Raw genomic sequence first — 14,142 nt, 5'->3', positions numbered from 1 at the left:
GCGTTGACTGAACGCTCGCTCGACCTCTAGCTATGAAAAATGGGAGTTAGTATCAATTATGCCTCGGCATAATTGCGTCTGGAATCGGCTTTGTGCTTGCACAAAGCACTCCTTTTCGATTCCATGACATCCGCCGGAGGCTTTAACTTCTTTCAGCGGGTGTTTGGATACCCACTGAAAGAAGTTAGATTAACTCCCATCTCCATTTAATCTTATTCTACAAAACAATTATTTATTGTGCAATTTATATTTTTCAGATAACAAAAATATTTCTGCAATAGCCATCATTTTTCTGCGTTAGCTTCTGTATTCTTGTCTTGTTCGACAGTATCCACTGAAGCTACTACTTCTTCAACCATTACATCTGCTGCCTCTTCCACAGATTCCTCGACAGCTTTCACTTTTTCACCAAATACAGAACGCTCTAAAAGTTCTGCAACATCAAATGTACCGATTGAATCCTCAACCTCTTTTGCCTTTGTACCATCCTCAAGCATTGTTAAGCAGTACGGACAGCCAGAAGAAATAACGGATGCATCAGTTGCTAAAGCTTGCTCTGTTCGTGCTACGTTAATACGGTTGCCTACATGCTCTTCCATCCACATTAAACCGCCTCCCGCACCACAGCACATTGCCGTCTCACGGTTACGCTCCATTTCCACAAGTTTAACACCTGGGATACCACGTAATATCTCACGCGGTGCATCATAAACATCGTTATAACGGCCTAAATAACAAGAATCATGGAAAACAATTGTTTCATGAACTTCGTAATTTAACGCTAGTCGATTTTCATCAATCAATTGATTCAATAGTTCAGTATGGTGGTAGACCTCACCTTTCCAGCCGAAGTCTTGGTATTCATTTTTAAAGATATTATAAGCGTGTGGGTCAATCGTAACGATTTTCTTCACGTCATTTTTCTCAAATTCATCGATATTTGCTGTTGCCAGCTCTTGGAATAAGAACTCATTTCCTAAACGACGAGGAGTATCCCCTGAGTTTTTCTCTTTATTTCCTAAAATCGCAAACTTCACGCCTGCCTCGTTTAATAAACGACAGAAAGCTAATGCAATTTTTTGTGAGCGGTTATCAAATGCCCCCATCGAACCTACCCAGAATAAATATTCCATTTCTTCGCCTGATTTTTTCAGCTCTTTCACTGTTGGAATATGAATTGTTGGATCTAAGTCACGCCAATTTTCTTTTTCTTTACGGTTTAAGCCCCAAGGATTACCTTGACGCTCGATATTTGTCATCGCGCGTTGTGCATCAGGGTTTACTTTTCCTTCAGTCATTGTTAAGTAACGACGTAAATCAATAATTTTATCGACATGCTCGTTCATAACAGGACATTGATCTTCACAGTTACGACACGTTGTACATGCCCAAATCTCTTCTTCTGTAATGACTTCGCCGATTAAAGAAGGGCTGTAGATATCTTCAATTACTGCCCCCTCAGCGCCCGCTGCCATCGCTAGCTGATTGCCCTTTGTATTCGCAAAGAATTGATAAGGTACCCAAGGCTTTTGCTTTGTCACAACAGCACCTGTAAATGTTAAATGATCACGAAGCTTCACGATTAAATCCATCGGTGATAGCATTTTCCCTGTTCCTGATGCTGGACACATATTTGTACAGCGCCCGCACTCTACACAAGAATATAAATCTAGCATTTGTTTTTGTGTGAAGTCTTGAATACGCCCAACACCAATGGCTGGAATATCCTCTTCATCTTCAGCATTTTCTAATGCTTCAAAATCGATAGGTGTTAGAGTACCTGTACGATCTAAACGGTTCATGTACACATTAATTGGACTTACAATCAAGTGGAAGTGCTTCGATTGTGGTACGTACACTAAGAATGTCAAAAGAATTAATAAGTGCGCCCACCACATTACATAGAAAACAACAGCCGCTGCTGATGCTGGTAAGAAACTAAAAATAGCAGCAATGCCAGAAGCAACTGGCTCTGTATAAGTTAGTTCTTCACCATGCCAAATGATGCCCATACCATTTGCAAGTAATGTAGATACCATTAACCCGCCAATGAAAATTAAGACAAGACCATTTTTCCAGCCTCGTTTTAAACGAACTAGCTTTTCTATATAGCGTCGATAAAATGCCCAGACAACCGCCACTAAAATCATTAATACTACGAGTTCTTGGAAGAATGTAAACACACTGTAGAAAATACCAAGCGGCAAATGAGAACCAGGTGCTAACCCCTTCCAAATTAAATCAATGGCCCCTAACTGTACCATCAAAAATCCATAGAAGAACATGACGTGAATTAAACCACTCTTTGGATCCTTTAATAGTTTGTTTTGGCCAAGTACATTAACCATAAGATAACGAACTCGTTCTTTAACACTTTCATCAAACTCAACCTTTTTCCCCAATTGTACAAACTTATAGCGTGTTTTTAACAGATAGAAGAACAATCCTACTGCATAAAGCACAACCACGACTGTTAGAACAATGTTTGCAATTACTAATGGACTCATGGTTGGTCCCCCCTTTAGTTTGTCGTAAGTTTCTCTCTTTGTGATAAATTTGCTAGCTCATACGTAAATGTACGTCATTCTATCATTATATTCCTATTCTAATAAATGAGTGAGCATTCAGTCAACATAAAACGGAAATATTTCTGATAATTTTATATTCTTACATTTTACAAGAAAAAAAGCCACCCTGAATTTTTAATGATGGCTACTAACCACTAAAGAGATTTATTCATTTATATTATAAATCTTTCTTTTAGTTGTATATAAATACTAAAAAAGCCGATTCGCATCATATTTTTTTGATGACAAATCGACTTTTTTAGTGCGGTAAATTTCAAATTAGCTATTTCGTTTTAAAACTAATATGTTTAGCAAAACGTGGGGTTGATTTCCGTTCCGACTGGGCGCTTTGCCGCTGACGCTTCGCTTTCGCGCAGAGCAGAGCTTCCTGGGGGCGTCGGGGCAACACGATGTTGGTCACGAAGGCGTTATCACAGGACGTGATGCTCTTAGCCTTCGTTCCCCTGTCGCTAATCCCCAAGGAGTCGCCCAGTCTCCACTCCAATCAACCTATATCAAATGTCATCCACAACTTTAGGTAATGTGCGTAATTTGATCAAGCTATTTTTTAAAAACATTGCCGCTTCGAATATATTCGATATCCGCTACATTCAATCGGAAATTAACAACACGTGCAACCGCAAATAAATAATCAGATAAACGATTTAAATATTTTTGTACAATTGTCGGTACATCTTCGATTTCCTTCATAAGCGTTACCATTTGACGCTCTGCTCGGCGTGCTACTGTGCGAGCTATGTGTAAAGTTGCAGCTGCCGGAGCACCTCCTGGCAGAATAAAGCGCTGCAACGGAGGTGCCTCTTCTGACAATGCATCAATACGCGATTCCAGCACTTCAATTGGCTTCTCTGTTAGCTTATAATGTCGCTCTTTCATGACATTCGCAAGGTCGCCACCTGCATCAAAAAGCTCATGCTGAATCGTTTCTAAATCAATTAAAATATCCTTAAATAACTCACGATCTAATTCACTAACAGCTTTACCAATAAAAGAGTTTAATTCATCGATTGCCCCATATGTCTCTACGCGTAAGCTATCTTTATCAACACGTCCTCCGATAAGACTTGTTTTACCTGTATCGCCTGTTTTTGTATAAAGCTTCATTTCTCTCATCTCCTAGAATTCATTTTTAGCAATTCGCCATGACATGTAGCTGTCGCTACAAAAAACTATCTGCTGAATGAAGATAATTCTTAATTGCCTGCACAGTTGTTTCAAAAACACCTTTACCGATAATTTTGCCTACATCCGTAATGGGTCCACCGTACAGCATTTCCTCCCCTTTTTGTGTCGCTGCAATCAATAAACTATCTGTTGCTGTACCTGTTGCAATTGTACCACTAAGGTCATCACGAATATTTTCTGATTGCAATGCCTTTGTTTTCGCCTCATTCGCTGTCATCATTGCTTGGAAAAACGCTTCTTCAGATAAACAGCCATTAACGATGACCCATGTATTAATAGTACCAATATATGGTTCACCTTGTCTTTCATGTGCGCGAGACACATCCACAGCATTGCCAACTCCAGCCGTCACAGCTACTAAGACGCTGCCAAAAGAAGCTTGAAATTCATTAATAGCAACAAGATTTGTTGGGACAGCTGTTAACATGACGACGGTACTCGTTGATGAAAAATGCTCATTTAGTAAAAATTCAGCGACCTCTCTCTTTACATCACTAATGACATAATCTATTGGTACAGAGCGATTTAACAGACAATCATACCAACCGATACCCGGATTATGAACAGCTGAGGACACTGTTTTCAACGGAAACTCTGATTGAAGCTTAATGTAATGATCTGTAACAGTGAAATTTTCCTTTTTAATGACAGCACGCTGCTGATGTTCAACTGAAGCTGGCATCATTGTAATTTGAGGCTTTGGAATTTCTGGATGTGCATAAGTTGTCACTCGGGCATGATAGACCTCTTCGATTTGTGAAGCAATTAATACTTCATGTGGCGCTCCAAATGCCCGCATCCGTCCTTCCTCCATTAATAATAATTCATCACAATAGAGGGCAGCTAAATTCATATCATGTAGTACCATAATCACGGTCAAACCATGTTCTATTGCTTCCTTTCGCACCATATCTAAAATTTGTCGTTGATGCGCAATATCTAGATGGTTCGTTGGCTCATCTAGCAGCAATATTTCTGCTGTTTGTGCAAGAGCTTGCGCGACAAAAACTCTTTGCTGTTCACCGCCCGACAAAAATTCCATCGGTGTCTGTTCATAGCGTTTCACACCTGTTTGCATCATTGCATGTTGGACCGCTTGTTCATCGCGATCAGTCCAGCTTGAAAAGAAGCCTGTTTGATGAGGATAACGTCCAAGTGATACTGCCTCCCGCACACTGTTTGAAAAGGCATTAGCATGTAATTGTGGTAGCACTGCCATTTTCTTCGCTAATGCACGGGCATTGTAAGAGCTTATAGTATGACCATCTATTAATATAGTGCCTGCGGTTGCCGGTAGTATGCCACTTATTACTTTTAACAGTGTGGATTTCCCGCTACCATTCGGCCCTAAAATCCCTAGTATTTTGCCTTTTTCAACGGAAAAACTTATATCATGGACAATCGGTACGTCTTCATAGCCGCCGGAAAGATGTTCAACAACAATCATGCCCGTACCCCCTTGCTTCTACGTTGTTTATAAAAAATATAGGAAAAAACGGGCGCCCCAATAAATGCAGTAATGACACCAATCGGTAGCTCTCTTGGTGTAATAATCGTTCTTGCTACTAAATCACAAATAATCAGCAAAGTTGCCCCATTTAAAAACGATAATGGCAATAAATGACGATGATCGGAACCCCAAACCATTCTCGTCATATGAGGAACAACTAAACCCACGAAACCAATTGTTCCAGAAACAGCTACCGCTGCTCCTGTCAACATAGATCCACCTACTAAAATAATATATTTACTGCGTTTAACATTGACACCTAAATGCTTCGCACGTTCTTCACCATATAACAAAACATTTAACTCGCGTCTTTGCGTCCAAAGCATTATTGAGCCAATTATGACAAACGGAATAATCATCTGAACATATGGCCAACCACGCATAGATACTGAGCCTAGCAGCCACCCGATAACTTGGCGTAGCTCCTCACCAGATAATGCAATCATTAATGAAATCAAGGAACCTAAAAATGAACTAAAGATAACCCCTGTTAAAATAAGCGTTTCCATTTTTAGCGAGCGATCTACTATTCTAGCAAAGCCCATGACAGCTACCATCGTTAATATGGCACCTATCATACTAAAGATTGGCAATGTAAAATGGCCTACTACAGGTATTGATAAACTAAAAAAAATCGTCATAACTGCGCCAACGGATGCACCAGAGGAAACCCCTAACGTATAAGGGTCAGCCAACGGGTTTTTTAATAAGCCTTGAAAAGCTGCCCCTGCAATGGCAAGTGACGCCCCTACAAGCCCTGCCAACAGGACTCGAGGTAATCGAATTTTCCATAAAATATTGGCAGCTGTTTCATCAGCCGCTTTATTCCACAATACTTCTAGTGGAATATGAACCGAGCCTATCGCCACACCACACCAGATGCTAATGATTAGAAGCGTAATTGCTGTTACATAGGCTACAATTGTTTTACTCATTTAAATGCCTCAGGGTAGACAGCCTTTGCTAATTCCTCAAGACCATCTGCTAAACGAGGACCTTGACGACTTGTCGTATTTTCATCGACTTGTACAATGGCTTTATTTTTCACGGCAGAGATTGTCTCAAAGCCTGGACGTTGCGGTATTTTTGTTAAAATATCAGGTACATAATTATAGGCGACAACAATGACATCTGGATTTTTTGCGATAATTTGTTCAGCATCAATTTCATACCAGTTGTTTGAATCTGCTGCTACATTTTCGGCATGAATCATTTGAAGCATTTCATTCATAAATGTACCTTTACCAGCTGTATAAATTTGTGGCTCATCAGAAGATTCTACAAAGACTTTCTTTGGCTCAACACCCTCAAGTTTTGTTTCAACTTCTTTCACTTTTGCCTTCATATTTGCGACTATTTTTTTAGCCTCTTCTAGTTTTCCTGTTGCACGACCAAGCTGTTCAATCGTTGTGTAAGTTTCATTAAAGTTTTTTGCATCCGCTACTACAAATACTTTCACACCTGCAGCCTCAAGCTGTTCAATTGCTCCTTTTGAATAGCTCATACCCGATGCATGCGCAAGAACAATATCTGGCGATAAAGCAACAATTTGTTCAATATTATAATCTATGCCGCCAACCTTTTCTTTTTTAGTAGCCTCTACTGGATAATCGTCATTATCTGTTACACCCACTATTTCATCATTTAAGCCAAGACCAAATAAAATTTCAGTGTTACTTGGAATGAGAGAGACTATTTTTTCAGGAGGTGCTTCTAGCGTAATATCTTTGCCAGTAGCATCCGTTAACGTCATTGGGAATGTTGCTTGATCTACTTTCGTTGCCTCTTGTTGTTCAGTAGATGAGGGCTTTTCTTTTGTTGCCTCTTTTGTATTACATGCAGCAAGCAAGCCAATTGCCAAAAATGCTGATAATCCTATTTTCCAAATTTTCTTCATGTGAATAAATCCCCCTTAGTCCTGTGCATATAGTTTTTAACGACTTGTTTTTCTGATTGATCGATACTTTTCAGATTTTCATCTGCTAATGTTGTGGTTTATTGCTCAATGTTGCAGGTTTATCACAAACATTTTGAGTTTATCACCTAACTATGTAGATTTATCGCCCAACATTTTGAGTTTATCACCCAACTTTGTCGATTTATCACCTAACATTGTGAGTTTATCGCCCATTTTTTAAATATATCGACATTCATCTTCCAAAACAAATACCCCTCATCAGAAAACAATGAGGGGGTCAAATTTGCACAAAAAAATCCATGACAAAATCCACCATCCTATCCTCGTAGGCTACAACGTGTTTTCTATAAAGGCAGGTCTCCTGGCTCGTGCTACATACGCTTTTTCAAGCCTTCCCGAAATTTTCAGTGGCGCAGATTGAAAAAACTCACACATACAGTGGCGGGACCGCATCGGAATTACACCGATTTCCCTTTTCACTTTACTTAAGTAAAGAACCTTTATAATTTTCAGTTGATTTTATTATACATGAAAATTAAAGAAGTCGCCTCCATTCGAGACGACCCCCAATTAAATCCATTATGCGCCAAAGAAGTTACACTATATCCGAAAAATACTGTACCGTTTTCATTGGTGCACCCAATTCACGCAATGACCATGTGTTCTCTAAATAAATATCTGCTAGTTTCTCATATTTGCCACCGAATTTTTGAGCCCATTCGACCGCTACCACACTTTCATATAAATGCGCCATTTTCTCTGCGACCTTTTTTGCCTCAAACGTTTTCGTAGCATCATCTAAACGGCTAAATGTTTGCAACGTTGAATCTAGTTTTGCTAATTGATCCACTACAATTTCGACTAATGGACTGTCAGCTAATTTTTCTAAACGTTCCTCCATGACACGGACAAACATTTCGTGCACATGAAACTTTTCAACTAAACGAATAAGCTCTAAGGCTAAAATATTCGCAGTCCCCTCCCACACAGTAAGTACCTGTGCATCTCGTAATAACCGAGGTGTAACAAAATCTTCAATATAGCCGTTTCCGCCATGTAATTCAATGGCTTCACTAGCATAATGTACAGCTTGCTCCGCCGTTTCTTTTTTCATGATCGCAATATACAAACGATTCAAAATGATGTCCTCTTTTTTGCCCTGCCCGCTCGTTACTTTATCGTACAGCTGAATAACATCAAAAACCGTAGCAACTTCTACATGAAGCTTGGCAGCGAATTTCCCTAGCGTATCTTGAATCATAGGATATTGTGTTAAAGGTTTACCAAACGCATGACGATTTGTTACATAGTGCTTCGCCTCTAAATATCCGCGGCGCATAATGCCGATAGAAGCAACTGCATTGCAAATTCTTGATAAATTAAGCGCCTCGAGCATGTAGTAAATCCCTTTATCAGGGTCACCTACAACATAGGCTAGCGCACCATCAAATTCTACTTCACCAGAAGGTACTGCTCTAACACCAAGTTTATCTTTTAAACGCCGAATTCGAAGGTTATTCACAGTGCCATCCTCATTTCGCCATGGAACAGCAAACAATGTTAAGCCCTTTGAGCCTGCCTTAGCCCCTTCCATGCGAGCCAATACCATAGTTACGCCACACATTCCTGCGTTAGATGCAAAATATTTCTCCCCATATAAACGATACTGATTGCCTTCCTGTCTTGCTTCTACAACATTCGCACCAACATCAGAGCCACCTTGACGCTCCGTTAAAAATGTAGCCCCTTCATATAGCTCCGTCTCTCCTGTTGCACAAACATGTGGTAAAAAGCGCTCCTTCACCTCATCACTCGCGTAATGATCCAGTAAATACGCCGTTGCCATCGTTAACGTAACCGGACAATAAAAACCTGGTTCGGCATGTGATAGTATATAACCTTGAGCAAAGCTATACACATAATTGCCCTTTCTACCTAGTTGCGGAATATTCTTATGCACATAGCCCACAATGCCGGTATTGTACGTCTCTTCAATTGTTTTTTTATACCCTTCATTGACCCAAACCTTTGACACTTCTTCCCCATAGGCATTATACCTTTGTAATCGAGGTTCGCCCTCTCTATCCGTATGCTTGGCCCTCACATCAATATCTCCTGCACAAAGCTCACCGAAATCTGTTAGCTCACGTGTTGCATATTCCACAAACTCTTTATCTAGCATCATTTCTAAAACTTTTTGAAGTGTATCATTATCTTTAAAAAAGTTTGTTGTTTTCATTTCTTCCCGCTGTAAAACCTTCATGCTATTTCACCTCTTGCCCCTTCAAGGTTTGTTTTAGTATTTTGCCCGATGCATTTCGTGGTAGCGCTTCCACACGTTCAAAGATGCGTGGAATTTTATATTTAGCAAGATGCTCCTCCAAATGAGCTTTAAGTTCGATCTCGTCAATTTCTGTTTTAGCGGCATAAACGGCCTTCACCGTTTCTCCCCATTCCGGATGTGGCACACCTATTACAGCAACTTCAAATATCCCCTCATAGCTCAACATACTATCTTCAATTTCTTTCGGGTAAATATTCACACCGCCTGACAAAATGACATCCTTTTTACGATCGACAATCCAAATATAACCGTCCTCATCTATACGAGCTAAATCACCCGTCTTCAGCCAGCCATCTATAAATGCAGCCTTTGTTGCGATATCATCTTTGTAATAGCCCAGCATATTGCCCTCACCGAATAACACAATTTCTCCTACTTCACCAACACTGACTTCTTCACCATTGTCGTTGATAATACGTAACTCCGCTCCAAGTGGTGCACGTCGACCAATGCTCCCCGCCTTCCTTGCATGCTCTTTGCCAAACAATAACGAACCGCTTGGGCCCGCCTCTGTTAAGCCATAGACACACGTCACATTATCCGTTCGGAAAGCTTTTTGGATAGCGTGGATTTCTTTTTGTGATAACGGTGCGCCACCATAAATCCACCATTTCATCGATGATAAATCAGCTGTTTGCAATCTTGGCAGTTGAGCAGTTAACAAATAAGCGACAGGTGCGCCAAAGAAATGTGTTGTTCTTTCTTGCTCGATTGCATCAATCAACAAATCTGGTGTAAATGTTGGCGTTAACACATTTGTTGAGCCTATAAGCATTCCCGCCATTAAAAACAAATGTAATGGAGCTGAATGCGTCAACGGCATCATAAGAAGGATTCGGCTTTCTGGCTTTACTTCCATTTCCACTGCAATCATTTGCGCTACAGTTAAAATATTGCGATAGCTAAACAATACCCCCTTTGGTTTCCCCGTTGTGCCTGATGTATATAAAATCGTTGAAACATCATCCTCATTCAACTGGCAGTCAATTGTTTGATTGCTTGCCTGTTGAATAAGTGTTTCATAGCTTAGCCAACCAGCCTGCTCTTGACCTGTTTTGATTTTTAAAGGGACTACCTTGATGTTGTCAACTGCTGCAAAAATTGCCTCATGTACTAGAATAGCCTTAGCATCAGCATGCTGTGCTACGTACTCAACCTCTTGCAGTGTAAATTTCGCATTTACTGGAACGACAATAGCTCCAATACGCTGAATAGCAAAATAACTAACAACAAACTCGATAACATTAGGCATAAAAAGGATAACTTTATCGCCTTGCCACACACCTTGTTCTAATAAGACATGACTAAGACGTGTCACCTGCTCATCTAAATCACGATAAGTCATTCGACTGCCCTGACAAACAACTGCTTCACTCATAGGGTATTTTCGCGCATTACGTGCCAACAAATTCGAACTATTCATCGTGCATCTCTCCCTTAAAAGTCGCTAATTTTTCTATAAAAATGCCTTGTAATTGCTGTAACTCGTTTTTCATCTGTGTAAGCTCTGCTATCTTACTATCAATCTCTTGAATTTTTTGCTCTCCATATTCGACCGTACGCTCCAACTGCTGTACGCCTGTGCGATCAAGATCAAACAGCAATACCATCTCCTTAATCTCCTCAAGTGAAAAACCGTAACGCTTCCCTCGGAAAATAAGTTTAAGCTTCGCTAATTCTTTTTTTGAAAAGGTTCGCTGATTAGTAGATGATCGATTAGGATTAAGTAGCCCTAGCTCCTCATAATATCTAATTGTCCGTGTTGAAACATTAAACTGCTTAGCCACTTCTTTAATCGTCTTCAACAGCATCCCCCTCTCCCATTTTCCATTAGTATAGCATTGACGTTAGCGTAAACCGCAACGAGATTTATGAATTTTATAGAAAATAATAGTTTTAATGAGAGAAATTGATTCGGTCAGGGATTTCACCTGGCACTTCGACAACTCTTTCCGTCGCTTCGGCGGATCTATCCATCCAGTTCTTGATATTGTGTAAAATTCTATTAAAAGTTTTTCAATCCTGAGTTTAGTTTTGTCAAATTGTCCAGCTTATGTTGGAAATCGCCGCTAAAAGTGTGAGTTGCGCCGCTAACTAAGCGAGGATCGCCGCTAAAACCTGATAATCCGCCGCTAACCAAGCTACGAACGCCGCTAAAACTAGAAATTCCGCCGCTAAGAACCTGACTTTAGTCAAATTGCTTCGGATTCTATCTGCGATTCAACACCTTTAGCTATCAAATCCATTTCCACACAAAAAACCCCCGGCACATGTCGTGCCGGGGGCAAAATAGACTATTATTACATTTTTTCCGGTGCAGATACGCCGATTAAGCGTAATGCGTTGGCAATTGTTGTACGTACAGCAGTAATAAGGGCTAAACGAGCTTCTGTTAGCTCTTTATTTGAAGCATCTAACACTTTTTCAGCGTTATAAAAGCTGTGGAATGCAGCCGCTGTTTCTTGAATATAGTTGGCAATACGGTGTGGTGTACGGTGCTTCGCAGCTTCTGCTACCACTTTCGGGAAGTCGCCTACTTTTTTCAATAAATCAATTTCTTTTTCCGCAGTTAACAGCGTTAAATGATCTGTTGTTGCAGCAAAGCCTTGCTCATTTGCTGAGCGTAAAATCGATGAAATACGTGCATGCGCATATTGTGCATAATACACTGGGTTTTCATTTGATTGAGATACGGCAAGGTCAAGGTCAAAGTCCATATGAGAATCGCCCGCAGTTTTCACGAAGAAATAACGAACTGCATCTAAACCAACTTCTTCTACTAGCTCACGCATTGTCACAGCGTTCCCTGTACGTTTAGACATTTTGAATTTCTCACCGTTTTTATAAAGCTGAACCATTTGGATGATTTCTACTTCAAGCGTATCACGGTCGTAACCTAGTGCCTGAATAGCAGCCTTCATACGTGGGATATAGCCGTGATGGTCAGCTCCCCAAATATTAATTAATTTATCGAAGCCACGTACAATTTTGTCCTCATGGTACGCGATATCTGGAGTCAGATATGTGAAAGAACCATCATTTTTAATTAACACGCGGTCTTTATCGTCACCAAATGTTGTTGAACGGAACCAAGTTGCACCGTCTTCTTCAAATACATGACCATTCGCTTTCAGTTTATCTAACGCTACTTCGATTTTGCCGTTTTCATATAGTGAAGTTTCTGAGTACCACACGTTAAAGTTTACACGGAAGTTAGCAAGGTCTGTTTTTAACTTGTCTAATTCTAACGCTAAACCATGTTGACGGAAGAATGCAAAACGTTCTTCATCAGTTTTAGATAAAATTGCATCACCATGCTCGCTTGCTAGTTTACCAGCGATTTCAATAATATCTTGACCGTGGTAGCCGTCCTCTGGCATCTCAGCATCCATTCCTAAAGCTTGCTTATAACGCGCTTCCAGTGAATACGCTAAGTTATTGATTTGGTTACCCGCATCGTTAATGTAGTACTCACGAGAGACATCGTAACCAGCCATATCTAGCACATTACATAATGAATCCCCTACAGAAGCTCCACGCGCATGTCCTAAATGAAGATCACCTGTTGGATTTGCAGATACGAATTCAACTTGAACTTTTTCTCCTGCGCCAGCATTAGAACGGCCGTAATCAGTACCTTGCTCAAGTACTGCTTTTACTACACCTGTTAGGAAATCTTTACGCACTGTAATATTCATGAAGCCAGGGCCAGCAATATCGATTTTCTCAATATCTGTACCTGCTGTGTCAAGATTTTCTAAAATAGCTTCTGCAATCGCACGAGGTGGTTTTTTTGCTAATTTTGTTAATTGCATAGCAATATTTGTTGCGTAGTCCCCATTTGCTTTATCCTTCGGTGTTTCAAGGTGAATATTTAACTCTGTGCCAGCTTCGACTAAGCTTGCTTTTTCAACAGCCTGCGCAATTGCCGCTTTAATGGCTTGTTGTACTTGTTCTACTGCGTTCATCATTGTACCTCCGTAAATGTAATGTCTAATGTATAATTGCCAACGGATTGTCCACCGATTAGTAAATCGTACTGTACATGGAAATCTCCGCTTACTGATTGCTTTGTAAACGTCATTTCTTTCGTGTCTATGACGAGTGGCATTGAACCGAATTCACTTTCATAATGACCTATTTGTTGCTCCATTACGTTAAGTGGTAGACGCATTTTTAATGCTCCATTACGCATAATTAATGCCTGTTCATCGCCTAGCTTCATAGTTGTGCGGATAGTTTTATCCTCCTGCACCTCTTCATATTTCAAATAGATGCTTCCTGCTTTTTCAAGTAGCTGCCCTGTCAGCCACATTTCATAGCCTTCAGACTCCCCATCAATCGGGCGAATCGTAGAAATGAGCTTAATGTTCACCTGCGATCTTGCTTCGTTCGCCATTATGGACGCTCCCTTTTATTGTTTTTACTATAACCTTTTTATTATAGGATGAATACTCATAATTTTTCAAGATAGAAGTAAGGATTCTGTCCGATGTAGCAGTAATTTGTTCATTATTTAACGATTGACACAATTTGCCTGTAAATCTACAGTTATATTAAATAGTTCGAAAATTCAAAACGAAGTGAGGGGTGCTAT

General features: G+C 40.2%; 10 protein-coding genes and 1 riboswitch. All 10 genes read right to left on the bottom strand.

Going from position 1 to position 14,142, the window contains the following annotated elements:
• Positions 1–284: 284 nt before the first annotated feature.
• Positions 285–2,507 carry a heterodisulfide reductase-related iron-sulfur binding cluster gene (locus tag MWJ95_RS05265; protein WP_249075181.1) on the bottom strand — a complete coding sequence of 741 codons (2,223 nt, stop codon included), beginning with the start codon at positions 2,505–2,507 and terminating at the stop codon, positions 285–287.
• A 621-nt stretch (positions 2,508–3,128) separates the two neighbouring features.
• Positions 3,129–3,692 (bottom strand): cob(I)yrinic acid a,c-diamide adenosyltransferase, encoded by a 564-nt coding sequence (locus tag MWJ95_RS05260; RefSeq protein WP_249075182.1) that lies wholly within the window; start codon positions 3,690–3,692, stop codon positions 3,129–3,131.
• Positions 3,693–3,747: 55 nt separating this feature from the next.
• A complete protein-coding gene (locus MWJ95_RS05255) occupies positions 3,748–5,220 on the bottom strand; it encodes an adenosylcobinamide amidohydrolase (protein ID WP_249075183.1) in 1,473 nt (490 codons plus the stop codon).
• Entirely contained in the window at positions 5,217–6,218 is a 1,002-nt protein-coding gene (locus MWJ95_RS05250) for a FecCD family ABC transporter permease (protein WP_249075184.1), read from the bottom strand. Before MWJ95_RS05250 ends, MWJ95_RS05255 begins: the two co-directional genes overlap by 4 nt.
• On the bottom strand, positions 6,215–7,180 hold the full coding sequence (locus MWJ95_RS05245) for an ABC transporter substrate-binding protein (protein WP_249104651.1): 966 nt from the start codon (positions 7,178–7,180) through the stop codon (positions 6,215–6,217). The genes MWJ95_RS05250 and MWJ95_RS05245 overlap by 4 nt, the downstream gene beginning before the upstream one ends.
• A gap of 355 nt (positions 7,181–7,535) precedes the next feature.
• Positions 7,536–7,718, bottom strand: a riboswitch (cobalamin riboswitch).
• A 78-nt stretch (positions 7,719–7,796) separates the two neighbouring features.
• Complete coding sequence (locus tag MWJ95_RS05240; protein ID WP_249104650.1) at positions 7,797–9,464, bottom strand: acyl-CoA dehydrogenase family protein; 1,668 nt, start codon at positions 9,462–9,464, stop codon at positions 7,797–7,799.
• Between the two features lies 1 nt (position 9,465).
• Positions 9,466–10,968: a class I adenylate-forming enzyme family protein gene (locus MWJ95_RS05235; protein WP_249104648.1), complete on the bottom strand. Its 1,503-nt coding sequence runs from the start codon at positions 10,966–10,968 to the stop codon at positions 9,466–9,468.
• On the bottom strand, positions 10,961–11,350 hold the full coding sequence (locus MWJ95_RS05230; protein ID WP_249104646.1) for a MerR family transcriptional regulator: 390 nt from the start codon (positions 11,348–11,350) through the stop codon (positions 10,961–10,963). Before MWJ95_RS05230 ends, MWJ95_RS05235 begins: the two co-directional genes overlap by 8 nt.
• Positions 11,351–11,845: 495 nt before the next feature.
• Positions 11,846–13,513, bottom strand: coding sequence for an arginine--tRNA ligase (argS, locus tag MWJ95_RS05225; RefSeq protein WP_249075189.1), 1,668 nt, complete (start codon positions 13,511–13,513; stop codon positions 11,846–11,848).
• On the bottom strand, positions 13,513–13,944 hold the full coding sequence (locus MWJ95_RS05220) for a YwiB family protein (RefSeq protein ID WP_249075190.1): 432 nt from the start codon (positions 13,942–13,944) through the stop codon (positions 13,513–13,515). Before MWJ95_RS05220 ends, argS begins: the two co-directional genes overlap by 1 nt.
• Positions 13,945–14,142 lie beyond the last annotated feature (198 nt).

The sequence above is a fragment of the Lysinibacillus sp. Bpr_S20 genome, from assembly GCF_023337835.1.
Taxonomy (GTDB): Bacteria; Bacillota; Bacilli; order Bacillales_A; family Planococcaceae; genus Lysinibacillus.
Note: the sequence above shows the minus strand (reverse complement) of the source record. Positions and strands in the feature narration are given on the sequence as shown.

Bases quoted from the DNA above. Each gene is read 5' to 3' on its own strand.
- MWJ95_RS05265 (WP_249075181.1), bottom strand. From the start codon at position 2,507: ATGAGTCCATTAGTAATTGCAAACATTGTTCTAACAGTCGTGGTTGTG.
- MWJ95_RS05260 (WP_249075182.1), bottom strand. From the start codon at position 3,692: ATGAAGCTTTATACAAAAACAGGCGATACAGGTAAAACAAGTCTTATC.
- MWJ95_RS05255 (WP_249075183.1), bottom strand. From the start codon at position 5,220: ATGATTGTTGTTGAACATCTTTCCGGCGGCTATGAAGACGTACCGATT.
- MWJ95_RS05250 (WP_249075184.1), bottom strand. From the start codon at position 6,218: ATGAGTAAAACAATTGTAGCCTATGTAACAGCAATTACGCTTCTAATC.
- MWJ95_RS05245 (WP_249104651.1), bottom strand. From the start codon at position 7,180: ATGAAGAAAATTTGGAAAATAGGATTATCAGCATTTTTGGCAATTGGC.
- MWJ95_RS05240 (WP_249104650.1), bottom strand. From the start codon at position 9,464: ATGAAGGTTTTACAGCGGGAAGAAATGAAAACAACAAACTTTTTTAAA.
- MWJ95_RS05235 (WP_249104648.1), bottom strand. From the start codon at position 10,968: ATGAATAGTTCGAATTTGTTGGCACGTAATGCGCGAAAATACCCTATG.
- argS (WP_249075189.1), bottom strand. From the start codon at position 13,513: ATGAACGCAGTAGAACAAGTACAACAAGCCATTAAAGCGGCAATTGCG.
- MWJ95_RS05220 (WP_249075190.1), bottom strand. From the start codon at position 13,944: ATGGCGAACGAAGCAAGATCGCAGGTGAACATTAAGCTCATTTCTACG.